The sequence below is a fragment of the Streptomyces sp. NPDC043876 genome (assembly GCF_056435825.1).
Genome location: NZ_JBWKDV010000009.1, coordinates 195,363 through 220,548 on the forward strand (window position 1 = coordinate 195,363; position 25,186 = coordinate 220,548).

21 protein-coding genes are annotated in these 25,186 nt (G+C 73.8%); 14 read left to right on the forward strand and 7 right to left on the reverse strand.

Annotation, left to right across the window (positions count from 1 at the left end):
- Positions 1 to 52 precede the first annotated feature (52 nt).
- Complete coding sequence (locus tag AC0693_RS26920; protein WP_469317935.1) at positions 53 to 679, reverse strand: N-acetylmuramoyl-L-alanine amidase; 627 nt, start codon at positions 677 to 679, stop codon at positions 53 to 55.
- Between the two features lie 67 nt (positions 680 to 746).
- Between AC0693_RS26920 and mnmA the strand changes: the two genes are divergently transcribed.
- Positions 747 to 1,874 carry a tRNA 2-thiouridine(34) synthase MnmA gene (gene mnmA / locus AC0693_RS26925; protein ID WP_468464535.1) on the forward strand — a complete coding sequence of 376 codons (1,128 nt, stop codon included), beginning with the start codon at positions 747 to 749 and terminating at the stop codon, positions 1,872 to 1,874.
- Between the two features lie 38 nt (positions 1,875 to 1,912).
- Here the strand turns inward: mnmA and AC0693_RS26930 are convergent, their stop codons facing one another.
- Positions 1,913 to 2,836 (reverse strand): NADP-dependent oxidoreductase, encoded by a 924-nt coding sequence (locus AC0693_RS26930; RefSeq protein ID WP_478737061.1) that lies wholly within the window; start codon positions 2,834 to 2,836, stop codon positions 1,913 to 1,915.
- A 122-nt stretch (positions 2,837 to 2,958) separates the two neighbouring features.
- Between AC0693_RS26930 and AC0693_RS26935 the strand changes: the two genes are divergently transcribed.
- From AC0693_RS26935 to gatB, 10 genes are all read left to right on the forward strand, one after another.
- On the forward strand, positions 2,959 to 3,927 hold the full coding sequence (locus tag AC0693_RS26935; RefSeq protein WP_478803106.1) for a GlxA family transcriptional regulator: 969 nt from the start codon (positions 2,959 to 2,961) through the stop codon (positions 3,925 to 3,927).
- Between the two features lie 82 nt (positions 3,928 to 4,009).
- Entirely contained in the window at positions 4,010 to 4,354 is a 345-nt protein-coding gene (locus AC0693_RS26940) for a DUF1330 domain-containing protein (RefSeq protein WP_469317938.1), read from the forward strand.
- Positions 4,355 to 4,455: 101 nt separating this feature from the next.
- Entirely contained in the window at positions 4,456 to 5,145 is a 690-nt protein-coding gene (locus AC0693_RS26945; RefSeq protein ID WP_356414486.1) for an SDR family oxidoreductase, read from the forward strand.
- A complete protein-coding gene (locus tag AC0693_RS26950) occupies positions 5,142 to 6,128 on the forward strand; it encodes a methionine synthase (protein WP_469317939.1) in 987 nt (328 codons plus the stop codon). The genes AC0693_RS26945 and AC0693_RS26950 overlap by 4 nt, the downstream gene beginning before the upstream one ends.
- A gap of 30 nt (positions 6,129 to 6,158) precedes the next feature.
- Positions 6,159 to 8,435 carry an NAD-dependent DNA ligase LigA gene (gene ligA / locus AC0693_RS26955; protein WP_478803107.1) on the forward strand — a complete coding sequence of 759 codons (2,277 nt, stop codon included), beginning with the start codon at positions 6,159 to 6,161 and terminating at the stop codon, positions 8,433 to 8,435.
- A gap of 399 nt (positions 8,436 to 8,834) precedes the next feature.
- Entirely contained in the window at positions 8,835 to 11,294 is a 2,460-nt protein-coding gene (locus AC0693_RS26960) for a putative bifunctional diguanylate cyclase/phosphodiesterase (protein ID WP_469332532.1), read from the forward strand.
- Positions 11,295 to 11,630: 336 nt separating this feature from the next.
- Entirely contained in the window at positions 11,631 to 11,927 is a 297-nt protein-coding gene (gatC, locus tag AC0693_RS26965; RefSeq protein WP_073772988.1) for an Asp-tRNA(Asn)/Glu-tRNA(Gln) amidotransferase subunit GatC, read from the forward strand.
- A gap of 5 nt (positions 11,928 to 11,932) precedes the next feature.
- Complete coding sequence (gene gatA, locus AC0693_RS26970) at positions 11,933 to 13,432, forward strand: Asp-tRNA(Asn)/Glu-tRNA(Gln) amidotransferase subunit GatA (RefSeq protein WP_478803108.1); 1,500 nt, start codon at positions 11,933 to 11,935, stop codon at positions 13,430 to 13,432.
- On the forward strand, positions 13,429 to 13,668 hold the full coding sequence (locus AC0693_RS26975; RefSeq protein WP_356412665.1) for a hypothetical protein: 240 nt from the start codon (positions 13,429 to 13,431) through the stop codon (positions 13,666 to 13,668). Before gatA ends, AC0693_RS26975 begins: the two co-directional genes overlap by 4 nt.
- A 16-nt stretch (positions 13,669 to 13,684) precedes the next feature.
- Positions 13,685 to 15,193 carry an Asp-tRNA(Asn)/Glu-tRNA(Gln) amidotransferase subunit GatB gene (gene gatB, locus AC0693_RS26980; protein WP_356412663.1) on the forward strand — a complete coding sequence of 503 codons (1,509 nt, stop codon included), beginning with the start codon at positions 13,685 to 13,687 and terminating at the stop codon, positions 15,191 to 15,193.
- 85 nt (positions 15,194 to 15,278) lie between these two features.
- On the opposite strand, the gene AC0693_RS26985 is transcribed toward gatB, so the two are convergent.
- Genes AC0693_RS26985 through AC0693_RS26995 form a run of 3 tightly spaced genes read right to left on the reverse strand, consistent with a single transcriptional unit; the run spans position 15,279 to position 20,011 of the window.
- Positions 15,279 to 17,210: a protein kinase domain-containing protein gene (locus tag AC0693_RS26985; protein WP_478803109.1), complete on the reverse strand. Its 1,932-nt coding sequence runs from the start codon at positions 17,208 to 17,210 to the stop codon at positions 15,279 to 15,281.
- A gap of 54 nt (positions 17,211 to 17,264) precedes the next feature.
- Positions 17,265 to 17,903 carry a GNAT family N-acetyltransferase gene (locus AC0693_RS26990; protein ID WP_468464516.1) on the reverse strand — a complete coding sequence of 213 codons (639 nt, stop codon included), beginning with the start codon at positions 17,901 to 17,903 and terminating at the stop codon, positions 17,265 to 17,267.
- Positions 17,900 to 20,011 carry a penicillin acylase family protein gene (locus AC0693_RS26995; protein WP_478803110.1) on the reverse strand — a complete coding sequence of 704 codons (2,112 nt, stop codon included), beginning with the start codon at positions 20,009 to 20,011 and terminating at the stop codon, positions 17,900 to 17,902. The genes AC0693_RS26990 and AC0693_RS26995 overlap by 4 nt, the downstream gene beginning before the upstream one ends.
- A gap of 85 nt (positions 20,012 to 20,096) precedes the next feature.
- Here AC0693_RS26995 and AC0693_RS27000 point away from each other — a divergent pair, with 85 nt between their 5' ends.
- Complete coding sequence (locus AC0693_RS27000) at positions 20,097 to 20,828, forward strand: siderophore-interacting protein (protein WP_478803111.1); 732 nt, start codon at positions 20,097 to 20,099, stop codon at positions 20,826 to 20,828.
- Between the two features lie 77 nt (positions 20,829 to 20,905).
- Here AC0693_RS27000 and AC0693_RS27005 read toward each other — a convergent pair whose 3' ends face one another.
- Positions 20,906 to 21,406, reverse strand: coding sequence for a DinB family protein (locus AC0693_RS27005; RefSeq protein WP_356412654.1), 501 nt, complete (start codon positions 21,404 to 21,406; stop codon positions 20,906 to 20,908).
- Positions 21,407 to 21,448: 42 nt separating this feature from the next.
- Positions 21,449 to 22,237 (reverse strand): GNAT family N-acetyltransferase, encoded by a 789-nt coding sequence (locus tag AC0693_RS27010; RefSeq protein WP_478803112.1) that lies wholly within the window; start codon positions 22,235 to 22,237, stop codon positions 21,449 to 21,451.
- Between the two features lie 54 nt (positions 22,238 to 22,291).
- Between AC0693_RS27010 and AC0693_RS27015 the strand changes: the two genes are divergently transcribed.
- Positions 22,292 to 22,750: a cupin domain-containing protein gene (locus tag AC0693_RS27015; protein ID WP_478803113.1), complete on the forward strand. Its 459-nt coding sequence runs from the start codon at positions 22,292 to 22,294 to the stop codon at positions 22,748 to 22,750.
- A 208-nt stretch (positions 22,751 to 22,958) separates the two neighbouring features.
- Complete coding sequence (locus AC0693_RS27020; RefSeq protein ID WP_478803114.1) at positions 22,959 to 25,178, forward strand: MMPL family transporter; 2,220 nt, start codon at positions 22,959 to 22,961, stop codon at positions 25,176 to 25,178.
- Positions 25,179 to 25,186: the final 8 nt, after the last annotated feature.

Here is a 25,186-nt window from a genome sequence, read left to right on the forward strand (position 1 = left end):
GCGCCGGACGGTTTCACCCGCGGCGGACGCTCCGGCCCCGGCGGAGGACGGATCAGCGCAGCAGTTCGCCGACCAGGCGCAGGTAGCGGGTCCAGTCCCAGTGCGGCCCGGGGTCCGTGTGGTCGGCGCCCGGGACCTCCGAGTGGCCGAGGACGTGCTCGCGGTCGGCGGGTATCCCGTACCGGCGGCAGACGTCGGCGGCCAGCCGCGCCGAGGCGGCGTACATCGCGTCCGTGAAGTCCTGCGGGCGCGTGACGAAGCCCTCGTGCTCGATGCCGACGCTGCGCTCGTTCATGGAGCGGCTGCCCGCGTGGAAGGCGACGTCCAGCTCGCGGACCATCTGCTCCACGTGCCCGTCCTGGCGGACTATGTAGTGGGCGGACGCCTTGTGCCACGGGTTCTGGAAGGCCTCCACCGACGAGGCGAAACCGCCCTGGGTCACATGGACCACGATCCGGTCGATGCGGTGGTCGGCCGGGCGGTCGGCGAGGCGCCAGTTCGCCGGCGACGCGGCGGACCAGCTCGCGCCCGCGTGATCCAGCGCACCCTCCTCGCGCGGCTTGCTCACACCCGGGAGCAGCCACCAGGCCCGCTCGATCTCCTCCCGGCCCGCCACCGCACCGGCCGCGACCAGCCCGAGCCCTCCCAGCAGTACCGCCCGGCGCCCTCTGGAACCCATCCGAACCACCCCCCGCACCGATAACGCGCGGTCACCCGGCCCGGTTCCCCGTACCCTGGACGGTGCTATGACTGAGAACCTGCCGAGCACCCGCCCCCTTCGCGTCCTGGCCGCCATGTCCGGCGGCGTGGATTCCGCCGTCGCCGCCGCCCGCGCGGCCGAAGCCGGGCACGAGGTGACCGGTGTCCACCTCGCGCTCTCCGCGAACCCGCAGTCCTTCCGCACCGGCGCCCGCGGCTGCTGCACGATCGAGGACTCCCGCGACGCCCGCCGCGCCGCGGACGTCATCGGCATCCCCTTCTACGTGTGGGACCTGGCGGAGCGTTTCCGCGAGGACGTCGTCGAGGACTTCATCGCCGAGTACGAGGCCGGGCGCACCCCCAACCCGTGCCTGCGCTGCAACGAGAAGATCAAGTTCGCGGCGCTGCTCGACAAGGCCCTCGCCCTCGGCTTCGACGCCGTCTGCACCGGCCACTACGCCACCGTCGTGCTGAACGAGGACGGCAGCCGCGAGCTGCACCGCGCCTCCGACATGGCCAAGGACCAGTCCTACGTCCTCGGCGTCCTCGACGAGAAGCAGCTCGCCCACGCCCTCTTCCCGCTCGGTGACACCCTCACCACCAAGGAGGAGATCCGGGCCGAGGCCGAGGCGCGCGGTCTCGCCGTCGCGAAGAAGCCCGACAGCCACGACATCTGCTTCATCGCCGACGGCGACACCCAGGGCTTCCTGGCGGGCCGCCTCGGCAAGGCCGAGGGCGACATCGTGGACGAGTCCGGCGCGAAGCTCGGCACCCACGAGGGCGCCTTCGGCTTCACCATCGGCCAGCGCAAGGGCCTGCGCATCGGCCACCCGGCGGCCGACGGCAAGCCGCGCTACGTCCTGGACATCTCGCCGGTGAACAACACGGTCACCGTCGGCCCCGTCGAGGCCCTCGACGTCGGCGCCCTCACCGCGATCCGCCCCCGCTGGTGCGGCTCCACGGCCGCCGCCCCGGGCACCTACACCGCCCAGCTGCGCGCCCACGGCGGCGAGACCGAGGTCTTCGCCGAGGTGGTGGACGGCGAACTGCGCGTGCGCTTCGCGGAGCCGGTCCGCGGCGTGGCCCCGGGCCAGGCGATCGTGCTCTACGACGGCACCCGCGTCGTCGGCTCCGCCACCATCGCCACGACCGAGAAGGCCGCCGCGGCCGTCTGAGGCCCGGCCGCGCGGCCGCACCGCCCCGCGCCCGCCTCCTAGACCACCGTCAGGACGATCTTGCCGGTGGTCCGGCCGCGCTCGCCGATCTCGTGGGCGCGCGCGGCCTCGGCCAGCGGCAGCACCGTGTCGATCTCCGCGCGCAGACTGCCCGCCTCCACCAGCGCGGCGATCGCGGCCAGCCCCGCGTGGTCCGGCTCGACCAGCAGCCAGCCCGTGTGCACGCCGGGCGCGTCCGCCGGTACGTCGTCGGGGCCGGGCAGGGTCACCAGGTGCCCGCCCGGCTTCAGGACGGCCAGCGAGCGCTGCCCGTAGTCGCCGCCCACGCTGTCCAGGACGATGTCGACGTCCCCGGCCGCCTCCGCGAAGTCGGCCGCGTGGTAGTCGATCACCTCGTCCGCGCCCAGGGAGCGCAGCAGCTCGTGCTTGCCCGCGCTGGCGGTGCCGATGACGTACGCCCCGTAGGCCTTGGCGATCTGCACCGCGAGGTGGCCCACGCCGCCCGCCGCGGCGTGGATCAGCACCCGCCGGCCCTCCCGGACGCCGGCCGTGTCCACCAGGGCCTGGTAGGCCGTCAGGGCCGCCAGCGGCAGCGCTGCCGCGCCCACGTGGTCGACGTTCGCGGGCTTGCGGGCGAAGTGCCGGGCCGGAGCCGTGACGTACTCGGCGTACGCGCTCGCCTGCCGCGGGAAGCGCGGCATGCCGAAGACCTCGTCGCCCACGCGGAAGAGGGTCACGCCGGGCCCGACGGCCGCGACCGTGCCGGAGACGTCCCAGCCGACCGCCGGGACCGCGTCCCAGGCGATCAGGCCGCCGGTGGCGCGGGTCTTCCAGTCGACCGGGTTCACCCCGGCCGCGTGCACCTTGACGAGGATCTCGGCCGGGCCGGGCTCCGGGCGCTCGACCTCGGTTTCGACGAGGACCTCGGGTCCGCCCCACTCCTTGACGACGACCGCGCGCATGACTGCTCCTTCTGTTCCATCCGCCGGGCCCGGCGTGTCCGGACCCGCTGACAGCACCAGCCTGACGGCCGCGGGCCCCGCGCGGTGCTGGCCGTTCGGCCACCATGTGACAGAATCCGGCCATGCACCGTATCGCCGTACTCGCCCTCGAAGGCGTGCCCCCCTTCGAGCTGGGCATCCCCTCCCGCGTCTTCGGGAACGCGTTCGACGACGATGGCCGCCCCCTCTACGAGGTCACCGTCTGCACCGCCGATGGGGCCCCCGTGACCAGCGACGCGGGCTTCACGATCGGCGTCGGCGCCGGCCCCGAGGCGCTGGTCGCCGCCGACACCGTGATCGTCCCGCCCACGCACGCCATGGACGACCTGGCCCGGGGAGCGGCCCTGCCGCCCGCCCTCGCCGAGGCCATCGCCGGCATCCGGCCCGGCACCCGGCTGGTGTCCATCTGCACCGGCTCCTACGTCCTGGCCGCGGCCGGGCTGCTCGACGGCCGGCCCGCCACCACCCACTGGGCGCACGCCCCCGCGTTCCAGCGCGCCTTCCCCCGCATCCTCCTCGACGAGGACGTGCTCTTCGTCGACGACGGCGACGTCCTCACCTCCGCCGGGGTCGCCGCCGGGGTGGACCTCTGCCTGCACCTCGTGCGCCGCGACCACGGCAGCGCCGTCGCCAACCGGGCCGCCCGGCTCTGCGTGGTCCCGCCCTGGCGCGACGGCGGACAGGCCCAGTACATCGACCGCCCCGTCCCCGAGGCCACCGTCGCGACCACCACAGCGACCCGCGCCTGGGCGCTGGAACGGCTCCACACCCCCCTCTCGCTGACCGAACTGGCCGCGCACGCGCGCATGAGCCTGCGCACCTTCACCCGGCGCTTCCGCGACGAGGTGGGGGTCACGCCCGTCCAGTGGCTCACCGCCCAGTGCCTCGAACTGGCCCGCCAGCTGCTGGAGTCCAGCGACCTCCCGGTCGACCTCGTGGCCCACCGGGCCGGCTTCGGCTCGGCCAACTCCCTGCGCCAGCACATGCGGACGGCCCTCGGGGTCTCCCCGATCGCCTACCGGCGCACCTTCCGGCCCGCCGCCGCGGCATGACCCCGTAGGTCATCGACGGCGTGCGTCCGGCCGGGCAGGATCGGAGCCGACAGCCGCTCCCGCCACGGAAAAAGAGGCCGCCATGACCGCCTACGCGATCGCCCACATACGCCCCGAGACGATGAACGACGAGATCCTGCGGTACATCGAGGAGATCCAGGCCACGATGGACCCCTTCGGTGGCGAGTTCCTCGTCCACGGCACCACCCCGGAGGTCTTGGAGGGCCCCTTCCCCGGCGCCGTGGTCCTCATCGGCTTCCCCGACGTCGAACGCGCCCGGGCCTGGTACGCCTCGCCCGCCTACCAGGAGATCCTCCCGCTGCGCACCCGCCACATGCCGGGCGAGGTCGTCCTGCTCGACGGCGTCGCGCCCGGCTACGATGCCGCGAAGACCGCCGCGGCGCTGCGCGAGGCCGCCGGCCTCTGACGGGACGCCGCCGGGCGGCCCGGACCGGACGCGCCGGGCATCCCCGGGCGGGCCGGGGCGGGCGGCCCGGGAGGGGCGCACGGGGTGCGAGCATGGGCGGTATGGCTACTCACCTGATCACCGGCGCCGGGTCCGGCATCGGCGCCGCCGTCGCGCGCCGCCTGCACGCACGCGGCGACGACCTCGTCCTCATCGCCCGCGACGCCGGCCGCGGCAAGGAGCTGACCGCGCGCTTCCCCGGCTCCCGCGCGCTCGTCGCCGACCTCGCCGACCCCGACCGGATCTCCTGGGCCTTCGGCCAGCAGGCGCTGCCCGACCGGTTGGATTCCCTGCTGCACATCGCCGGGGTCGTCGACCTCGGCCCGGTCGGCGAGCTGCGGCCCAAGACCTGGCACCAGCAGCTCAACCTCAACCTGATCGCCCCCGCCGAGCTGACCCGCCTCACGCTGCCCTCGCTGCGCGCCTCCCGCGGGCACGTCCTCTTCGTGAACTCCGGCGCCGGACTCACCGCGCACGCCGAGTGGGGCGCGTACGCCGCCTCCAAGCACGGACTGCGCGCGCTGGCCGACGCACTGCGCGCCGAGGAGAAGCCGAACGGCGTCCGCGTCACCTCCGTGTACCCGGGACGCACCGCCACCCCGATGCAGGCCAAGGTCCGCTCCCAGGAGGGCGAGAGCTACGACGCGGCCGACTGGATCGACCCCGAGTCGGTGGCCACCACCCTCGTGATGGCCCTAGACCTCCCGCGCGACGCCGAGGTCACCGACCTCTCCGTGCGGCCGGGACGATGACGGCGCCCGGGGCGACGGGGGTCGGCTCCCTGCCCGGCGGCGACGCCCGCGAGGCCGCCAAGACCGTCACCGGCTCCTTCGAGGACTTCCCCTACCTCGCCGAGTTGCCCGCCCGCGGGCCCGGCGCCGACATGACCGGCCGCTCCCTGGGCCTGCTCGTCGACATGTACGCGCACGTCGAGCCCAGCGGCTGGCGGCTCAGCGACCGGCCCGGCCGCGACACCAAGCGGGCCCGCTCCTGGCTCGGCGAGGACCTCGACGCACTGGAGGAGTTCACCCAGGGGTACCAGGGCAAGCTCAAGGTGCAGGTGGTCGGGCCGTGGACGCTCGCCGCGGCGCTGGAACTGCACGGCGGCGAGGCAGTCCTGCGGGATCCGGGCGCCTGCCGCGACCTGGCCGGTTCGCTCGCCGAAGGGCTGCGCGAGCACCTGGCGGACGTCCGCAAGCGGATCCCCGGCGCCGACATCGTGCTCCAGGTCGACGAGCCCTCGCTGACCGCGGTCCTGCGCGGGCACGTCCGTACGGCCAGCGAGTACCGCACCTACCGCGCCGTCGACCGGCAGGTGGCCGAAGGGGCGCTGCGGGACCTGTTCGCCGTCCACGACGGGGACACGATCGTGCACTCCTGCGCGCCCGACGTGCCCTTCGCGCTGCTGCGCCGGGCCGGCGTGACGGGCGTGTCGTTCGATTTCTCTCTGCTCACCGAGCGCGAGGACGACACCATCGGCGAGGCCGTCGAGGACGGCATGAAACTCTTCGCCGGAGTGGTGGCGGGCACCGACGGCCCGTTGTCGGACCCGGGCGGTAGCGTCATGGGTGTCAGGAAGCTTTGGCGCAGGCTGGGGCTGACTCCGGGGACCCTCGCGGAGTCCGTCGTGGTCACCCCGTCGTGCGGTCTGGCGGGTGCTTCGCCCGCCTACGCCCGCGCGGCGATGGCGCACTGCGTCAAGGCGGCGAGGTCGCTCGCCGACAACCCTGAGTGACGTAGAGACGGGCCCACGGGAGGACACGGCATGGCAGCCGAACAGAAGCACGGTGACGGCACGGCGGCGGCCGGCACGGGCGCGGCGGCGGCGGCCGACGCTCCGGCGGCGGTCCTGGAGCAGCACCAGCTGCTCGCCGAGCAGATCGAGGAGCACCGCTTCCGGTACTACGTGAACGACCAGCCGGTCGTCACCGACGCCGAGTTCGACCGCCTGCTGCGCTCGCTGGAGGCCCTGGAGGAGCAGTACCCGCAGCTGCGCACCCCCGACTCGCCCACCCAGAAGGTGGCGGGGGCCTACGTCACGGACTTCGCCTCCGTCCAGCACCGCGAGCGGCTGCTCTCCCTCGACAACGCCTTCGACGACGAGGAACTGGCGGCCTGGGCCGAGCGGGTGGCCCGGGACGTCAACACCTCCGACTACCACTACCTGTGCGAGCTCAAGGTGGACGGCCTCGCCGTCAACCTCACCTACGAGAACGGCCGGCTGACCCGCGCCGCCACCCGCGGCGACGGCCGCACCGGCGAGGACATCACGCCCAACGTCCGCACCATCGCCGAGATCCCCGACCGGCTGGCCGGGGAGCGCATCCCGTCGCTCGTCGAGATCCGCGGCGAGGTCTACTTCCCGATGGAGAAGTTCGAGGAGCTGAACGCCCGCCTCGTCGAGGCGGGCGACAAGCCCTTCGCCAACCCCCGCAACGCGGCCGCCGGTTCGCTGCGCCAGAAGGACCCCAAGGTCACCGCGACCCGCCCGCTCCACATGGTGGTCCACGGCATCGGCGCCCGCGAGGGCTTCGACATCGACCGGCTCTCGCACGCCTACGAACTGCTCCGCGAGTGGGGCCTGCCCACCGCGGAGCACAACAAGGTCGTCACCTCCCTGGCGGAAGTGCGGGAGTTCATCGCCCACTTCGGCGCGAACCGGCACTCGGTCGCCCACGAGATCGACGGGGTCGTCGTCAAGCTCGACGAGATCCCGCTCCAGGGCCGGCTCGGCTCCACCGCGCGCGCCCCGCGCTGGGCGATCGCCTGGAAGTACGCCCCCGAAGAGGTCAACAGCAAGCTGATCGACATCAAGGTCGGCGTCGGCCGGACCGGCCGGGTCACCCCCTACGCCCAGGTCGAGCCGGTCACCGTGGCCGGGTCCGAGGTCGAGTTCGCCACCCTGCACAACCAGCAGGTGGTCAAGGCCAAGGGCGTCCTCATCGGGGACACCGTGGTCCTGCGCAAGGCGGGCGACGTCATCCCCGAGATCCTCGGTCCGGTGGTGGACCTGCGCGACGGCAGCGAGCGCGAGTTCGTGATGCCCGCCGACTGCCCCGAGTGCGGGACCCCGCTGCGCCCGATGAAGGAAGGCGACATCGACGTCCGGTGTCCCAACGCGCAGACGTGCCCCGCCCAGTTGCGCGAGCGGCTCTTCTACCTCGCGGGCCGGGAGTGCCTGGACATCGAGAACTTCGGCAAGGTCGCCGCCGCCGCGCTCACCAGACCGCTCGAACCGGCCGTCGCCCCGCTGCTCGACGAGGGCGACCTCTTCGACCTCACCATCGAAGAGCTGCTCCCCATCAAGGCGTACGTCCTGGACGCGGACAGCGGGCTGCCCAAGCGCGACCCCAAGACCGGCGAGGAGAAGATCGTCACGGTCTTCGCCAACCAGAAGGGCGAGCCCAAGAAGAACGCCCTGGCCCTGCTGGAGCACGTGGCGGCGGCCAAGAACCGGCCGCTGGCCCGCTTCATCAACGGCCTCTCCATCCGGCACGTGGGACCCGTCGCGGCGGCCACGCTGGCCCGCGAGTTCCGCTCCATCGACCGCATCGAGGCGGCGACGGAAGAGGAACTGGCCGCCACCGAAGGGGTCGGCCCCATCATCGCCGCCGCCCTCAAGGAATGGTTCGCCGTCGACTGGCACCAGGAGATCCTGCGCAAGTGGCGGGCCGCCGGGGTGCGGCTGGAGGAGGAGGCCTCCGCCGACGAACAGGGCCCGCGCCCGCTGGAGGGCCTCACCGTCGTCGTCACCGGCACGCTGGCGAGCCACACGCGCGACGGCGCCAAGGACGCCCTGCAGAGCAGGGGCGCCAAGGTGACCGGCTCCGTCTCGAAGAAGACCTCCTTCGTCGTCGTCGGCGACAACCCCGGTTCCAAGTACGACAAGGCCATCCAGTTGAAGCTCCCGGTCCTCGACGACGCGGGCTTCGCCGTACTGCTGGACGAGGGGCCCGAGGCGGCCCGCGCGGCAGCCCTGCCGCCGGCGGAGCCCGCCGCCGCGGACGCCGCCCCCCTGGACGCCGACGCCGGATCGGAGTAACGAAGGAGCGGGGGCCGTTCGAGGAGGGGAGCGCGGTCGGGGGCGAAGCCGAACGGTTGCGTGGCGTGCGGCCGTACGGGCGGGCGCACGCCGGGCGCGCGAGACGGTCGCGAACGGCCGGTACCCGCCTAGCGGCAGGGCGTTGACCTGTCGGATCATCGCAAGGGTGACCCGTCCGTCATGGTCCGGTCTCACCCGTTCGGCGGATACCGTACTGATGAGGATGGCTGGGTCGTATTCGGGCAACCGCCGCCGACCGCTGCCCTTCGGAGCCACTCGCGTCCTACTGTTGAGGGGTGCGCCTGTCGTGCACGGTTGCGGGACGCGAATCCAGCCGTGATGGCATGACAACGGGGCCATCACGAGGCAACGGCATCGCCGGCTGTGAGAGGGACGGGCATGAAACCCATCGAAAGCGCCGACCCGCCACCGGATTTCGGCGGGACGGGCGGGGAGCTGCCGTCGCTGCGGACGGACCGGAGCGACCGGACGGACCGGACGGACCGCAGCGCGCGGGCGGACCGCAAGGAGCGTGACCGCGGCGAGCGTGCGGACCGGGCGGCCCGCACCGCCGCACGGGGCAACCGCGCGGGCCACGCCCGCCGCGACGGACGCCCTTCCCGCACGGAGCGCACGCCCCGCCCCGAGCGCCCCGTGCGCCCGGAGTGGCCGGCCCCGCCCGAGCACCCCGTCCAGGCCGCCCGGTACGGCGTACGGAGCACCCGCACCCTGCCGGCCCGCCCCCTCGACACCGGGGCCGCGGCCGGCCCCGGCGGCGTGGCGGGCGCGCGGGACCGGGGCCGGCGCGTGGCGCTGCCGTTCGCCCTCGTCGGCCTCTCCCTCGGCGTCCTCACCGCCGGGATCGCCCGCGCCCTGAGCGAGCGGCACGCCCTCTTCCCGGGCGGCGCCGCGGGCTGGGGCCTCGCCCTGCTCACCGGCATCATCGTCGGCCACCTCGTCGCGCTCGGCCGCGACCGCTGGTGGGGCGGCACCGGTTCCGGCGCCGCCCTCACCCTCGGCGTGCTCATCCTCTACGGCTGGGTCCCGGCCGGACTCGTCTCGCTCGCCGTGGTCTCCCTGGTCGGCGCCGCCCGCAGACACCGCTGGCGCCAGGGCCTGCTGCACGGCTGCGCCGACATCCTCGGCATCGGCGCGGGAGCGCTCGTACTCGCCGCCTTCGGGCAGGCGCCCAGCGTCGAAGTGCCCTGGCAGCCCACCGGCTGGGGCCCCGGGGCGATCCCCGTGATCACCCTCGTCGCCGTCGCGTACCTCCTGGTCACCCGGGTCCTGCTGTGGTTCGCCCTGTCCCCGCCCGGCTCCGGGCTGCCCACCGTCGCCCGCGCCGCCCTCATCCGGCAGGCGTTAGTCGCCGCCGCCCTGCTCGGCATCGCCCCGCTGATCTGCGTGGTCGCCGTCACCCTGCCCGTCCTGCTGCCCCTGTTCGCCGTGCCGCTGATCGCCCTCGACTCCACCCTGTGGATCGCCCGGGCCCGCGCCGAGGAACAGCTGCGCGATCCGCTCACCGGACTGCCCAACCGGCAGTGGCTGCTGGAGCGCGCCCGGCGGGCCCTGGACGAGGCTGAACGTATCGGCACCCGCTCCGCCCTGGTCCTCATCGACCTCGACCGCTTCCGCGCCGTCAACGACACGCTGGGCCACCTCGCCGGCGACCGGCTGCTCCTCCAGATCGCCGACCGGCTGCGCCAGGCCCTGCCCCGGGACGCCGAGGCGGCCCGGCTCGGCGGTGACGAGTTCGCCGTCCTGCTGCCCGTCGCCGACTCCACCACCAGCGCCCAGCGGGTCGCCCGCCACCTCGTCGCCGAACTCAGCTCGCCCCTCGACCTCGACGGGCTCACCCTCGTCCTGGAGGCCAGCGCGGGCCTCGCCGTCTTCCCCGACCACGCCCTCGACGCCGAAGGGCTGCTGCGGCGGGCCGACGTGGCGATGTACCAGGCGAAGCGGGACCGCACCGGAGTCGAGGTCTACGAGTCCAAGCGGGACAGCAACACCCCCGACCGGCTCGGCCTCCTCGGCGACCTGCGGCGGGCCCTCGACGCGGGCGAGGTGGAACTGCACTACCAGCCCAAGGTCCGTTTCGACGGGCAGGTCGCCGGGCTGGAGGCGCTGGTGCGCTGGGTGCACCCGGAGCGCGGGCGGGTCTCACCGGACGAGTTCATCGCCATCGCGGAGACCTCCGGGCTGATGCCGCACCTGACGGAGTACGTCCTGGAGACGGCGCTGGCCCAGGTGGCGCGCTGGCGGGCCCAGGGGCTGAAGGTGCCGGTCGCCGTCAACGTCTCGCCGCGCGACGTGCACACCCCGGGGTTCGCCGGGGCCGTGGCCGCGCGGCTCGCCCGGCACGGGGTGCCGGCGAGCGGGCTGCAGCTCGAAATAACGGAACACGTCCTGCTGGAGGACCCGCAGCGGGCCGCCGACACCATGGCCGGGCTGACCGGGCACGGCGTGAAGATGTCTCTCGACGACTTCGGGACGGGCTACTCGTCCCTGGTCCACCTGCGGCGGCTGCCCGTCAGCGAGCTGAAGATCGACCGGTCCTTCGTGGCCCGGCTGGCGGTCGACGCGCAGGACGCGGAGATCGTCCGCTGCACGGTCGACCTCGCGCACTCGCTCGGCCTGCTGGTGGTCGCCGAGGGCGTCGAGGACGACGAGACGTGGGAGCGGCTGCGGGACCTGGGCTGCGACGCGGTGCAGGGGTGGCTCGTGGCGGCCGCCATGCCGCCCGCCGAGGCCACGGCCTGGCTGCTGGCGCGCGGCGAACGGGGCTGGCGGCGCCCCGCCGACATCACCGCGGAACTGGCCGCCGCCGCAGCCACCACCCCGGAATCCCCGACCCCGTAGGCCCGGGTCGTGCTTGGCCCGCTGCCCCGGGGCCTTGGCCCCGAGCCCGGGCCCCGGCCCGCGGCCGCGGACATGCGGGGCCACATCCAGCCCGCCCGGCGTTTGAGGGCGTCTTTGAGCCCCGCCGGCGCTTGAGGCGCGGGTCCGGGCGGCGCCCGGGTGCCTCCGGCGGCGCCTCAAACGCCGGCGGGGCTGGATTTGCCCCCAGGGCTGGGTATGCCCCCCCGGGGGTTGGATGTGCCCCCCGGGGACGGAACCGTTTCGTGGGTCCGGGGCCGCGCCCCATAGGATTGGGGGCGATACCCGAACCGATACACCACCCCAGAGGATCGCTGCATGCCTGGCATCACGCGCGAGGAGGTCGCCCACCTCGCTCGGCTGGCACGTCTGGAGCTGAAAAGCGAAGAGCTCGACCACTTCGCCGGACAGCTCGACGACATCATCGGCGCGGTCGCCCGCGTTTCCGAGGTCGCCGACCAAGACGTCCCGCCGACCTCCCACCCGCTCCCGCTGACGAACGTCATGCGCGCGGACGAGGTCCGTCCGTCGCTCACCCCCGCGCAGGCGCTCTCCGGCGCCCCCGCTCAGGAGCAGCAGCGTTTCAAGGTGCCGCAGATCCTGGGGGAGGACTAATCATCATGTCGGACATCAACATCATCAGGCTCACGGCCGCCGAGACCGCCGAGAAGATCGCCTCCGGCGAGCTCACGGCCGTCCAGGTCACCGAGGCGCACCTCGCCCGGATCGACGCCGTCGACGAGAAGGTCCACGCCTTCCTGCACGTCGACCGCGAGGGCGCCCTCGCCCAGGCCCGTGCCGTCGACGCCAAGCGCGAGCGCGGCGAGACGCTGGGCCCGCTGGCCGGCGTACCGCTCGCCCTCAAGGACATCTTCACGACCGTCGGGGTCCCGACCACCGTCGGTTCGAAGATCCTCGAAGGCTGGATCCCGCCCTACGACGCCACCCTGACGCGCAAGCTGAAGGAAGCCGACGTCGTCATCCTCGGCAAGACCAACATGGACGAGTTCGCCATGGGGTCCTCCACCGAGAACAGCGCCTACGGCCCGACCGGCAACCCGTGGGACCTCACCCGCATCCCCGGCGGCTCCGGCGGCGGCTCCGCCGCCGCGCTGGCCGCCTTCGAGGCCCCGCTCGCCATCGGCACGGACACCGGCGGCTCCATCCGCCAGCCCGCCGCCGTCACCGGCACCGTCGGCGTCAAGCCCACCTACGGCGCGGTCTCCCGCTACGGCATGGTGGCCTTCTCCTCGTCCCTGGACCAGGGCGGGCCCTGCGCCCGCACCGTCCTGGACGCGGCCCTCCTGCACGAGGTCATCGCCGGGCACGACCCGCTGGACTCCACCTCCATCGACGCCCCGGTCCCGCCGGTCGTCGAGGCGGCCCGCAACGGCTCCGTCGCCGGCATGCGCGTCGGCGTGGTCAAGCAGTTCGCCGGCGAGGGCTACCAGCCCGGTGTCGTCCAGCGCTTCAACGAGTCCGTCGAGCTCCTCAAGGAGCTGGGCGCGCAGATCGTGGAGCTGGACTGCCCGTCCTTCGACCTCGCGATGGCCGCGTACTACCTGATCGCGCCGTCCGAGGCCTCCTCGAACCTGGCCCGCTTCGACGCCATGCGCTACGGCCTGCGCGTCGGCGACGACGGCACCCGCTCCGCCGAGGACGTCACGGCCCTGACCCGCGAAGCCGGCTTCGGCGACGAGGTCAAGCGCCGCATCATCCTCGGTACGTACGCGCTCAGCTCCGGCTACTACGACGCGTACTACGGCTCGGCCCAGAAGGTCCGCACGCTCATCACCCAGGACTTCGAGAAGTCCTTCGAGCAGGTGGACGTGATCGTCTCCCCGACCACGCCCACCACCGCCTTCGCGATCGGCGAGCGCACCGACGACCCGCTCGCGATGTACCTCGCGGACCTGTGCACCATCCCGACCAACCTGGCCGGCAACTCCGCCATGTCGCTGCCCTGCGGCCTGGCACCGGAGGACGGTCTCCCGGTCGGTCTGCAGATCATCGCCCCCGCCATGAAGGACGACCGCCTCTACACGGTCGGTGCGGCCGTCGAGGCCGCCTTCGTCGCGCGCTGGGGTCACCCGCTGCTTGAGGAGGCTCCGTCCCTGTGAGTGCACTGACGAAGGCCAAGGGCTTCAAGAAGTCCAAGTCCGGTACCTACCTGTCGATCGGTACGACCGCGTTCGGCGCGCTGAGCGTGGTCAAGCAGGCCCGCAAGGCCCGTGCCGAGAACGACACGCTGAAGCTCGTCGACGCCGTCGTGTCCGCCGCCGCCATCATCACCGGTCTCGCGATCCTGTACCGCGAGCTGAAGCGCCTGGGCGACGACGACGTCCTGCTCGGCTGAGAGGGAAAGTTTCACCGTGACCGTCACCGAACTCCTGTCGTACGAGGACGCCCTCGCGTCGTACGACCCCGTCATGGGCCTCGAGGTCCACGTCGAACTGGGCACCCGCACCAAGATGTTCTGCGGCTGCTCCACCGAGCTGGGCGCCGAGCCCAACGCGCAGACCTGCCCCACCTGCCTCGGCCTGCCCGGCGCGCTCCCGGTCGTCAACGCGATCGGCATCGAGTCGGCCGTCAAGATCGGTCTCGCGCTGAACTGCGAGATCGCCGAGTGGTGCCGCTTCGCCCGGAAGAACTACTTCTATCCGGACATGCCGAAGAACTTCCAGACCTCCCAGTACGACGAGCCGATCGCCTTCAACGGCTTCCTCGACGTCCAGCTGGAGGACGGCGAGATCTTCCGCGTGGAGATCGAGCGCGCCCACATGGAGGAGGACACCGGCAAGTCGCTGCACGTCGGCGGCGCCACCGGCCGCATCCACGGCGCGTCCCACTCCCTGCTGGACTACAACCGCGCCGGCATCCCGCTCATCGAGATCGTCACCAAGCCGATCGAGGGAGCGGGCGCCCGCGCCCCCGAGGTCGCCAAGGCGTACGTCGCCGAGCTGCGCGAGGTCATCAAGGCGCTCGGCGTCTCCGAGGCCCGCATGGACAAGGGCCAGATGCGCTGCGACGTGAACCTGTCGCTGCGCCCCACCCCCGAGTCCGAGTTCGGCACGCGCAGCGAGACGAAGAACGTCAACTCGCTGCGCAGCGTCGAGCGCGCGGCCCGCTTCGAGATCCAGCGCCACGCGGCGGTGCTCTCGTCGGGCGGCTCGATCCTCCAGGAGACGCGTCACTTCCACGAGGAGGACGGCTCCACCACCTCCGGCCGCATCAAGGACAACGCCGAGGACTACCGGTACTTCCCGGAGCCCGACCTCGTACCCGTAGCCCCGGCCCGCGCCTGGGTCGAGGAACTGCGCGCCGGCCTGCCCGAGATGCCCCGCGCGCGTCGCAACCGGCTGCGCGAGGAGTGGGGGGTCACCGAGCACGACATGCAGTCGATCCTCAACGCCGGCGCGGTGGACGCCATCGTCGCCACCACGGAGGCGGGCGCCGACGCGGCCGCCGCGCGCAAGTGGTGGATGGGCGAGCTGGCCCGCAACGCCAACGAGCAGGGCGTCGTCGTCGACGAACTGCCGATCACCCCGGCGCAGGTCGCCCGGGTCGCGGCGCTCGTCGCGGGCGGCGAGCTGAACGACAAGCTCGCCCGCCAGGTCATCGAGGGCGTCCTCGCGGGCGAGGGCACCCCGGACGAGGTCGTCGAGAAGCGCGGCCTCAAGGTCGTCTCGGACGACGGCGCGCTCGGCGCGGCCGTCGACGAGGCCATCGCGGGCAACGCGGCCATCGCGGACAAGATCCGCGGCGGCAAGGTCGCCGCCGTCGGCGCGCTGGTCGGCGCGGTCATGAAGACCACGCGCGGCCAGGCGGACGCGGCACGCGTCAAGGAACTGATCCTGGAACGCCTGGGCGTCTCGGAGTAGTCACCGCGGGCGCTCGCGCCCCGCGCGGCGCGCGACGGCCCCGCACCGGATCTCCGGTGCGGGGCCGTCGGCGTGTTCCGTCGCGTTACCGCTTGAGCAGCGGGCTGGCGATGACGACGACGTCCTCGCCGCACATGCGGTCCACCTTGAGCCGCAGCCGCAGGGCGCCGGTCACGTCGATGGTGCGGGCGACGGGCTTGCCCAGTTCCACCAGTTCGGAGAAGGCCGCGGGCTGACCGTCGAGCGAGATGGTGACCCGCCCCTTCTCGACGGTGGACCCGTCGTCGATGCCGGCCGTGAACTCCAGCTGCTTCCACTCCCGGTTGAGGTCGAACTCGGTGGTCACGTCGTTGCTGCACCCCGTGTCGGCGACGAACGCGGCCCCGTACTGCTTGGTGTTGATCTTCGCCGCCGAGACGGTGAAGCCACCGAGCCCGTCGACCGGGGTCATGACGGTCAGATCGGCCGCGTTCACCCCCGGAGCGACCCCCGAGGGCGGCAGCGAGGCGGAACCGGTGGGCTGCGCCGTGGCGTCCGGCGTCCGCGACGCGCTCGGCGTGGGCGAGGGCGTCGGCTGCGCGGCGGAGCCGTCGGCCGCGGCGGACGCGCCGGTCGTGGCCGCGCCCCCGTCCCGGCCGGCCGTCCCCTTGCCCTTGTCCTTGTCACCGAGCAGTTGTACGCCGATCACCGCGAGGACGGCGATGACGAGCACCCCGCCCACCGCCCCCAGGATCCGTCCGGTCCGCTTGCGCTTGCGGGGTGGCGGGGGTGCGGGCACCGGCGTCACCGGGCCCGGGGGCGCGACGGCGCCCAGGCCGTGCGTGACCACGTCGGGCGGGGCCTGCGCCGGGGCGTACCCGGCCGCGGTGTCGGGGCCCTGCGTCGGGGTGTACCCGGCGGCGGTGTCCGGAGCCTGCGTCGGGGTGTACCCGGGCAGCGGATCCGGGGCCCGCATCGGCGTGTACGCGGGCGGGGGCGGGGTGGCAGCGACCGGAGGCTGCTCGACGGGACCGGGACCGACCGAAGCCGCCACCGGCGGCGGGGTCGCGGGCCGCGGCGGGATGAACGGAGCCCGCGGCACCGGCACCGCGTCCTGGACCGAGACCGGCCGCGAGACCGAGGTGGTCGTGGAGACCACCGCGTGCCGCAGATCCTTCATCCACCCGGCCAGGCTGACCGGCCGCTCACCCGGGTCGGCGGAGTGCAGCGCGACGATCCGGGCCCGCGCCTCCTCGTCCAGCACCGCGATCTGCGGCAGCGCCGCCATGGCCCGGGCCAGCTGCTCCGGGGTCGTGGGCGGGGACTGCCCGCTGAGCAGGAAGTAGGCGATCGCCCCGAAGGCGTACCGGTCGGTGCCCGGCGTCCGCTTGCCGTCGAAGACCTCGGGGGCGGCGTACCCGGGGGTGAACCAGACCTCGGCCGTCTGGTGGTCGGCGGTCAGCTTGCTGAGCCCGAAGTCCACCAGGGTGGCCTGCCCGTGCTCGTCGACCATCACGTTGCCGGGCGAGAGGTCGCCGTGGATGACGGTCCGCCCGGACGGAGTGGCCCGCCCCGAGTGCAGCCAGTCCAGGACGTCCGCGAGCTGTTCCAGGGTCCGCATCACCTCGCGCCGTTCGGCGTGGGTGGTGACGGCCCGCTCGGCCCGCCAGTCCCGCAGGTCCAGCCCGTCGACGTGGTTCATGACGAGGACCAGGGCGCGCCCGGTGAGCGTCCCCGACTCCCCGGGCCGGTGGATCGGCGGGCCCTGGAAGTGCTCGCGGACCCCGACCACCCCCGGCCGGTGCACGAAGCGCAGCAGCTCCGCCTGCTCGTTCCACTTCTGGCTGATCCGCTCGAAGAGGTCCGGCGTCAGGGTCGTCTTCGAGTCGAGCACCTTGACGACCACGGGTTCGGCCCCGCCCGCCAGCTCTATCTCCGCGAGGTACAGGACGGCCTCACCGCCGCGCCCGATGGACCGGAGCAGCCGGTACCGGTCGGGCGTGGAGTCGGGGCCGATGTGCAAGTTCCGGCTGGTCAATTTCCCCCCAGCTGTGTGAGTGGGGGTCAGCTTCCCGCGCCGGGACGCGAGCGGTCAATTCGTCGCGCGTGCCCGTGCGTTGGCCGACCCCGGCCGGGGCCGCGGCGCGGCGAGGAACGCGAGCCGGGCCGGCTTCGCGGGGAGGTACACCTCGGGCAGGTCGATCTCGGGGAGTTCCACCTCGGGACCCAGCACGAAACCGGTCCGCTCCAGGCGCGCGATGGCCTTCTCGTTGCGGGCGTCCGGCTCCGCGACGACACGGACCGTGCGGCCGTCGGCGAAGACGTACGCCATGAAGGCGGTCATCAGGGCCGCGCTGAAGCCGCGTTCGGCCGGTCCGTCGGTGGGGCCGATCAGCAGGTGCACGCCGGTGTCCCCGGCCTGCACCTCGTAGCACTCGCTGACCCGGTCGGCGGCGCAGTCGTAGGTCTGGAAGAGCGCCACCGGCGCTCCCTCGCGGTGCACGAGGAACGCGTGGTGCGTGTCGCGGCGGTCGACGTCCTCGTAGATCTCCTGGACCAGCTCGCGGCTCGCGCCGTTCATGCCCCAGAAGCGCGCCCGCTCCTCGCTGACCCAGGCGTGGATCAGCGCGGCGTCGGCCGCCGGGTCGACGGGCGTGATGGTGACCGTGCCGAACCCCTCGACGTGGTGGGTGTGGACGGGCTGCCGGGAGGAGGCGGCGGGGGAGGTCATATCGATTCCTTGGTGAGCAGGGTCCAGTCGGTGACGACGGGGACGAGGTCCCCCCGGACCCAGAGCGGGAGCTGGTCGAGGTGGTGCGCGGAGCCGGTGACGCCGTCCGCGCCGAGCGGGACGGCCCACAGGCTGTCCTCGCGCCGGGCCAGGTCCCAGACGTAACGGGCGGCCGACGCGCGGGAGCTGAGGTCGGTGACCCCGGGGACGCTGGAGGTGGCGTTCACGCAGTCGTGGTCGCCGCCCAGGCCGGGCCAGCGGGCTGCGGGATCGTGCAGCGCCTGCCAGGGCGCGAGCCGGTGGACCTCGGACCAGGCCGTCTCGGGAGCCGCCGCCGCGGCCGTCTCCTCCAGGGCGGCGCGCAGGTGCGCGGCGCGGTCGAGGCCGGGCAGCAGCACCGTGGTCAGCAGGCCTTCGAGGGCGTACCCGACGCGCGGCAGCAGATGGAGCCAGGGGTGGAAGACGGCCGGGCCGGTGGGCGGGCCGGTCAGCCCCGCGAGCGCCGGGTCGGCGGCGATCCGCCGGACGAGGGCGGTGCGCAGCGCCGCGAACAGGGTCGCGTCGGCGCTGTCGGCCGCCATGTGCCGGTCCCAGCGCAGCAGCCGCTCGCGCAGCCGCCCGGCCCCGGGGGAGAGGTCCGCCGGCGCGGGCAGCCGCTCCAGCACGGCCGCCGCGGATCCGAGGAAGGTGTCACGGTGTACGGCGGCCATCCCGGGGGCGGACCAGTCGGCCGAGCCGCCGAGCAGTCCCCGGATCCGGTGGGCCCGGTGCGGGGGCGCGAACTCCACGCCCAGCGGGGAGGCGATCCCCCGGGCGTTGGCCATGACCGCGACCCCCTGCACCGGTTCGGCGGGCGGCTCGGCCCAGCCCCGCCACGCGTACGCCGGATCCCAGGCGGGTACCGGGCGCAGCCGGTTGTCCGGGTGGCGCAGCGGTACGGCGCCCGCGACCCGGTGCAGCAGGCCGCCCTCGGTATCGGCGGCCTGGAGGACGTTGACGGGCTCGGCCCAGCCGTCGACGGCGCGGTCGACGTCGGCGACCGTACGGGCGCGCAGGAGGGCCGGGAGCGCGGCGAAGCCGAGGTCGGCGCGGACCCGGGCCGGGTAGCGGAGGCTGAGGGTCTGGTCGGGGGTGTCGACGACGACCGGGCCGCGCGCGGTCTCCAGGACCTCCACCTCGACCTCGGTGGGAGCGGCGCCGTCCGCGCCCGCGACCGTGAGGACCTCGGTGTGCCGGGCCACGGCCTCCGGGACGCCGTCCGGGCCGAGCGCCTCGACGCGCTCGCCGCCCGGGCCACCGGTGCGGGTGAGCCGTTCGACGTACAGGTCCTGGTAGTCGGCCATGGCGTTGGTGATCGCCCAGGCGACGGAGCCGGTGTGGCCGAAGTGCGCCAGGCCGGGCACCCCGGGGACGGCGAGGCCGACCACGTCGAACTCGGGGCAGGCGAGCCGGATCTGCTGGTAGACGCCCGGGTCCTCGATGAAGCGGTGCGGATCGCCCGCGATGATCGCGGACCCGGTGGAGGTGTGCTCGCCCGGTACGAGCCAGCCATTGCTGCCCGCGGTGCCGGGGCCGTCGGTGGCGAACAGGGTGAGGGCCTCGTCGCCGAGGACGCGGGCGACCCGCTCGCGCCAGAGCTTGGTGGGGAACCCGGTGAACAGGACGTGGGTGGAGAGCCAGATCCCGAGCGGGACCCAGGGCTCCCAGGGGGCGGGGACCAGCGCGGTGCGCGCGAACCGCTCGTCGCGGGCCGCGCCCGCCGCCATGCCGTCGTTGACGCCGTCGACGTAGGCCCGTACCCATGCGGCGGTCGCGGCGTCGAGGGCCTCGAAGCAGCGGCGGGCGGTGTCGTCGAGCCGGGACTGGCGGGCGAACCGGTCCCAGGCGACCTCGGCGGCGCCGAGGAAGGCCGCGGAGGAGCCCTGCGAACGGCGCCGCTCCACCTCCAGCTGCCAGGCGCGGTCGCCGGCGGTGGTCCGGCCCTGGGCGTAGGACAGGCGCAGGGCGTCGGCCGCCCGGAGGTGGGGGACGCCCCAGGCGTCCCGGTAGCAGGCGTACGGCTCCGGGCCGACCGCTTCCCCGGGAGCCGAATCGGTCACGCTGCTCACACTGCTCCCCAGATGCATTAGGTTAGGCTCGCCTTACTATAAGGCCGAAAAGATGTGCCAGGGGAAGTCGGGGGGAAGGACGGTCATGGGCGTTGCCAAGGGCTGGGAGGGCGTGGTCCTCAAGCTGCTGCGCGGCAAGGACTTCACGTTCACGGTGACGGGGGCGGAGCAGGTCACGGAGCACTACCGCCGGGTCCACCTGTCGGACGGCGGCCTGCTCGCGGCGGTGGGGGAGTCGCTGCATCCGACGATGTGGGTGCGCGTGTGGTTCGAGAGCGAGGGCAGGCCCCACCAGCGCGCCTACACGCTGGTGGACCCCGACCCGGCCGCCGGCACCTTCACGCTCGAATTCGCGCTGCACGACGGGGTCGCCAGCCGCTGGGCGCGGGACGCGCAGCCCGGCGACACCATCGACGCCACGGTGCAGGGCACCGGCTTCGCCGCGCCCGACCCGGCGCCGCGGCGGCTGCTGGTGATCGGGGACGCGGCATCGCTGCCCGCCGTCAATTCGCTGCTGGAGGCCTTCCCGCGAACTCCGGCCACCCTCTGGGTCGAGACGCAGCACGAATCGGACGCCGGTCTTCCGCTCCGCGTGGACCCGGCGCACCACGACGTCCGGCGCGTCGCGCGCGGCGGGACCGCCCTCGTGGACGCGGTGAAGGCCGGGCTGCCCGAGCTGGTCGACGACCCGGCCACGGCCTACGTGTGGCTGGCGTGCGACACGACGACCACGCGGACGCTGACGGCGTACCTGCGCAAGGAACTGGCGCTCCCCAAGCAGCGGGTGAACGCGCTGGGGTACTGGCGACCGGTCTAGCGACCGGCCGGGGCAGGGGCCGGGGCGGGAGCCGGGGCCGGGGTCAGGGGCGGGAGCCGGGGTCAGGCCCGGGGCGCTCAGGCGCCGGTGGTGCCGTCGATGGCCTCGCGGAGGAAGTCGGCGTGGCCGTTGTGGCGGGCGTACTCATGGATCATGTGCAGCATCAGCAGGCGCAGCGAGGCGTCCCCCTCCCACCGCTCCACGTAGGCCGTCACGTCGAGGGACTCGGCCTCGGCCTCGAAACGGCGGGCGAAGGCGACTTCCGCCTCCCACGCGGCGAAGGCCTCGGCGCGCGTGGAGGCGGAGGCGTCGTAGGCGGCCTGGAAGTCGTGCTCGTCGGACCAGACGTGGGGCACGTCCTCGCCCGCCAGCACGCGCCGGAACCAGTGGCGCTCCACCTCGGCCATGTGCCGCACCAGGCCGAGCAGGGTGAGGGTCGAGGGCGGCGACGCCCGCAGGCGCAGCTCCTCGTCGGTGAGGCCCTCACACTTCATGGCGAGGGTGGCGCGGTGGAAGTCGAGGAACGCGCGCAGGGTTTCGCGCTCGTCGCCGGTCATGGGGGGTGCTGTGCGATCCATGGGAGCGATCTTGCCGCGCGGGCGGCCGGCGCGGAAGGGCCGCTACTTGCCGACCCACACGTACGGCACCGTGACCCCCAGCACTCCGAACCCGAGGCGCTCCAGGATCGGGCGGCTCTCGCTCGACGCGTCCACCTGGAGGTAGGGGATCCCCAACTCGGCCGCCGCGAGGGCGCGGTGGGCCACCAGGGCGCGGTAGATGCCCTTGCCCCGCCACTGGGGGACGGTGCCGCCGCCCCACAGGCCCGCGAACGACGCGCCCGGGGTGATCTCCATCCGCGCCGAGCTGACCGGCTGGCCGTCCGCCATCGCGACCACGGCCAGGATCGTCTCCGGCGCCCGGGTCACCTGCGTGACCAGCGCGTGCCGGATCCGCGGCCGGTCCTCGCCGAAGGCCTGGGCGTGGACGTCCATCATCAGGTCGACGCCCTCGACGTCCGTCACGTTCACCAGCGTCACCCCTTCGGGTGCCGGCACCTCCCGCGCGATGTCCGCCACCCGCGCCACCATCAGCGTCTCCGGCGGGTCCGGCACGAAGCCCGCGGCGAGCAGGCGCGCGCCCAGGTCCGCGGGGGCGTCGTAGTCGTACATCTTCCACTCGAACTCCGGCACCCCGAGGCCCTCGAAGTAGGCGACCTGCGCCGCGATCCGCGCGTCCGCCGTGTCCTCGTCGAGGTCCGACCAGAGCACCCCGTTCCAGCCCGGTCCGCGCGAGACGCGCCGTACGACGTCCCCGTCGCGCTCCACCAGGGAATGGTCCCCGTCCGGCTGCGCTCCCCGGCGGGCCTCGGCGTCGAAAAGGGCCCTTATTGCATCAAGATCCGTCGTCATCCGCGCAGCTCAGCAGTCCATCACCCCTCACCGCAACTGGATTAGTCTCCCTCCATGCCCGACGCGACCGACCACACCCGCCGTTCCGGGGCCGCGAGCGCCCCCGCCAGCGGACGCGCCCCCGCCCCCGCGGGCTCCGACGGGACCGTGCACACCGGCAAGGCGGGACCCGAGGCCGCCGCCGACCGGGGCTGGCTCCTCGGGCACTTCAAGGACCCCGACGACCCCCGGCACAGCGCGGACGTCGAGATCAAGTGGGGCGTGCACCCGAAGGGGGAGGAGCGCGCGCAGTGGGTGACCGGTGAGGAGCGCACGGCCCTGCAAGTGCTCATCAGCGGGAGGTTCCGGCTGGAGTTCCCGGGGCGGACCGTGGTCCTCGCCGAGCAGGGCGACTACGTCCTGTGGGGGCGCGGAGTGAACCACTCCTGGTACGCCGAGGAGGACACCGTCGTCCTCACCGTGCGCTGGCCCTCCCTGCCGGGCTACCGGGCGGACGAGGGCCCCGGCCGGTAGGCCGCCGGCCGTCGCGCCCGGGCCGTCGGACCCGGGCGCGATGTCCTGGACACCCTCACCCACCCGCCCATCCTGTGACGATGCACACGAACAGGACCAACGATCACGAATCGCTGGGATCGTTGCGGTGTGGGCCGTCTCGGACCTACGCGTTCCTTCCGACGGGCTGTTCCCGGCACAGGATCCGAACCACCAGGGAGCACGTTCGTTGGCAGCCATCGCTCGGTGGTGCATGCGGCACCGCCTCGTCGCCGTCCTGCTCTGGCTCCTGGCCCTCGGCGCGAGCGCCGCGGCCGCCGCGAGTGCCAAAAGCGCGTTCTCCCACGACTACGAGGTCCCCGGCACCGAATCCGGCCGGGCGCACGACCTGCTGCGCGAGGGCTTCCACGGCCAGGGCGGCGACACCGACACCGTCGTGTGGCGCACCCCCGCACACGAGAACGCCCGTACGCCCGAGGTCGAGCGGCGCATGAGCCGGGCCCTCGGCGCGATCGCCGCACTGCCCGGCGTCGGCTCCGTCGTCAGCCCCTACGGACCCGAGGGCGCGGCGCAGATCAGCTCCGACGGGCGCACCGCCTACGCGGTGGTCACCTTCGACCGGCCGGCCGACGCCGTCCCCCCGGCGCAGGCCCGGGCCGTCCTGGACGCCGCGAAGAACCCCGCGACCGAACGCGACGGCCTCCAGGTCGCCCTGGGCGGCCGCGCCATCGGCCTGACGGAGGCGCCCACGGCCCACCTCGCCGAAGTGCTGGGGGTCGCCGTCGCCGGGGTCGTCCTCTTCCTCGCCTTCGGCTCGCTCGCCGCCAGCCTGCTGCCCCTGGCGACCGCGCTCGTGAGCGTCGGCACCGCGTACTTCGGCATCACCCTGCTCGGGCACGCCCTGCCGGTCGCCGACTTCGCCCCGATGCTCGCCACCCTCGTCGGGCTCGGCGTCGGCATCGACTACGCGCTCTTCATCGTCACCCGGCACCGCAAGGGCCTGCTGCGCGGCCTGAGCGTCGACGAAGCCGCCCGCGCGGCCGCCGCCACCACCGGCCGCGCCGTCGTCTTCGCCGGCGCCACCGTCTGCATCGCCCTGCTCGGCATGCTGGTCCTTCGGCTCGACTTCCTGGTCGGCGTCGCCCTGGCCGCCTCGCTGACCGTCGTCCTCACCGTCGCCGCGTCCGTCACCCTGCTGCCCGCGCTCCTCTCGTACATCGGCATGCGCGCCCTGTCCCGCCGCGAGCGCCGCAGGCTCGCCTCCGACAGGCCGCGCCCGCGACCGCCCGTCGGGTTCGCCGTCCGCTGGTCCGCCTTCGTGGAACGGCGCCCCACACTGCTCGGCGCCCTCGCCGCGCTGCTCATGGCGGCCTTGGCCGTCCCCGCCTTCTCCCTCCACCTCGGCACCTCCGACCAGGGCAACAACCCGGCCGCCTCCACCACCCGACAGGCCTACGACCTGCTCGCGGACGGCTTCGGTCCCGGCGTGAACGGGCCGCTCACGCTCGTCGCCCGGCTCTCGGGCCCGGGGGACCGCGCCGCCCTCGACACCCTCGGCGAGACCCTGCGCACCACCCCCGGCGTCGCCGCCGCCGGCCCGGCCGTCTTCAACCGGAGCGGGGACACCGCCGTCCTGACGGTCGTACCCGCCTCCGCCCCGCAGTCGCGGGCCACCAGCGAACTCGTCGACCGGCTGCGCCAGGACGTCATCCCGCGCGCCCGGCACGGACACGGCATGGACGTCCACGTCGGCGGCGTGACCGCGGGCTACGACGACTTCGCCGACGTCATCGTCGGGAAGCTGCCGCTCTTCGTCGGCGTGGTCATCGCGCTCGGCTGCGTCCTGCTGCTGCTGGCCTTCCGGTCCATCGGCATCCCGCTCAAGGCGGCCGCCATGAACATCGCCGCCGTGGCCTCCTCCTTCGGTGTCGTCGTCGCGGTCTTCCAATGGGGCTGGGGCAGCGAACTGCTGGGCCTCGGCAGCGCCGGGCCGATCGAACCCTTCCTCCCGGTGATCATGGTCTCCGTCCTCTTCGGCCTCTCCATGGACTACCAGGTGTTCCTGGTCAGCTGGATGTACGAGGAGTGGCTGGCCACGGGCGACAACCGGCGGGCCGTCCGGGTCGGCCTGGCCGAGACCAGCCGGGTGATCAACTCGGCGGCGGTGATCATGATCTCCGTCTTCCTCGCCTTCGTGCTCAGCGGCGACCGGCTGATCGCCATGTTCGGTATCGCGCTCGCCGCCGCCGTCGCCCTCGACGCGTTCGTCCTGCGGACCCTGCTGGTGCCCGCCCTCATGCACCTGCTGGGCGGCGCGAACTGGTGGATCCCCGGCTGGCTCGACCGCCGCCTGCCCAAGATCAGCATCGAGCCGCCCGAGTGCCGCCTCCGTGCGACACTGCCCGCGCAACGCAGCGAAACCGACGAACCCGCCGCCGCGCCCCGCTGACCCGGCGG

Excerpts from the sequence above, each read along its gene's own strand:
- AC0693_RS26920 (WP_469317935.1), bottom strand. The coding sequence starts at position 679 with ATGGGTTCCAGAGGGCGCCGGGCGGTACTGCTGGGAGGGCTCGGGCTG.
- mnmA (WP_468464535.1), top strand. The coding sequence starts at position 747 with ATGACTGAGAACCTGCCGAGCACCCGCCCCCTTCGCGTCCTGGCCGCC.
- AC0693_RS26930 (WP_478737061.1), bottom strand. The coding sequence starts at position 2,836 with ATGCGCGCGGTCGTCGTCAAGGAGTGGGGCGGACCCGAGGTCCTCGTC.
- AC0693_RS26935 (WP_478803106.1), top strand. The coding sequence starts at position 2,959 with ATGCACCGTATCGCCGTACTCGCCCTCGAAGGCGTGCCCCCCTTCGAG.
- AC0693_RS26940 (WP_469317938.1), top strand. The coding sequence starts at position 4,010 with ATGACCGCCTACGCGATCGCCCACATACGCCCCGAGACGATGAACGAC.
- AC0693_RS26945 (WP_356414486.1), top strand. The coding sequence starts at position 4,456 with ATGGCTACTCACCTGATCACCGGCGCCGGGTCCGGCATCGGCGCCGCC.
- AC0693_RS26950 (WP_469317939.1), top strand. The coding sequence starts at position 5,142 with ATGACGGCGCCCGGGGCGACGGGGGTCGGCTCCCTGCCCGGCGGCGAC.
- ligA (WP_478803107.1), top strand. The coding sequence starts at position 6,159 with ATGGCAGCCGAACAGAAGCACGGTGACGGCACGGCGGCGGCCGGCACG.
- AC0693_RS26960 (WP_469332532.1), top strand. The coding sequence starts at position 8,835 with ATGAAACCCATCGAAAGCGCCGACCCGCCACCGGATTTCGGCGGGACG.
- gatC (WP_073772988.1), top strand. The coding sequence starts at position 11,631 with ATGCCTGGCATCACGCGCGAGGAGGTCGCCCACCTCGCTCGGCTGGCA.
- gatA (WP_478803108.1), top strand. The coding sequence starts at position 11,933 with ATGTCGGACATCAACATCATCAGGCTCACGGCCGCCGAGACCGCCGAG.
- AC0693_RS26990 (WP_468464516.1), bottom strand. The coding sequence starts at position 17,903 with ATGACCTCCCCCGCCGCCTCCTCCCGGCAGCCCGTCCACACCCACCAC.
- AC0693_RS27000 (WP_478803111.1), top strand. The coding sequence starts at position 20,097 with ATGGGCGTTGCCAAGGGCTGGGAGGGCGTGGTCCTCAAGCTGCTGCGC.
- AC0693_RS27005 (WP_356412654.1), bottom strand. The coding sequence starts at position 21,406 with ATGGATCGCACAGCACCCCCCATGACCGGCGACGAGCGCGAAACCCTG.
- AC0693_RS27010 (WP_478803112.1), bottom strand. The coding sequence starts at position 22,237 with ATGACGACGGATCTTGATGCAATAAGGGCCCTTTTCGACGCCGAGGCC.
- AC0693_RS27015 (WP_478803113.1), top strand. The coding sequence starts at position 22,292 with ATGCCCGACGCGACCGACCACACCCGCCGTTCCGGGGCCGCGAGCGCC.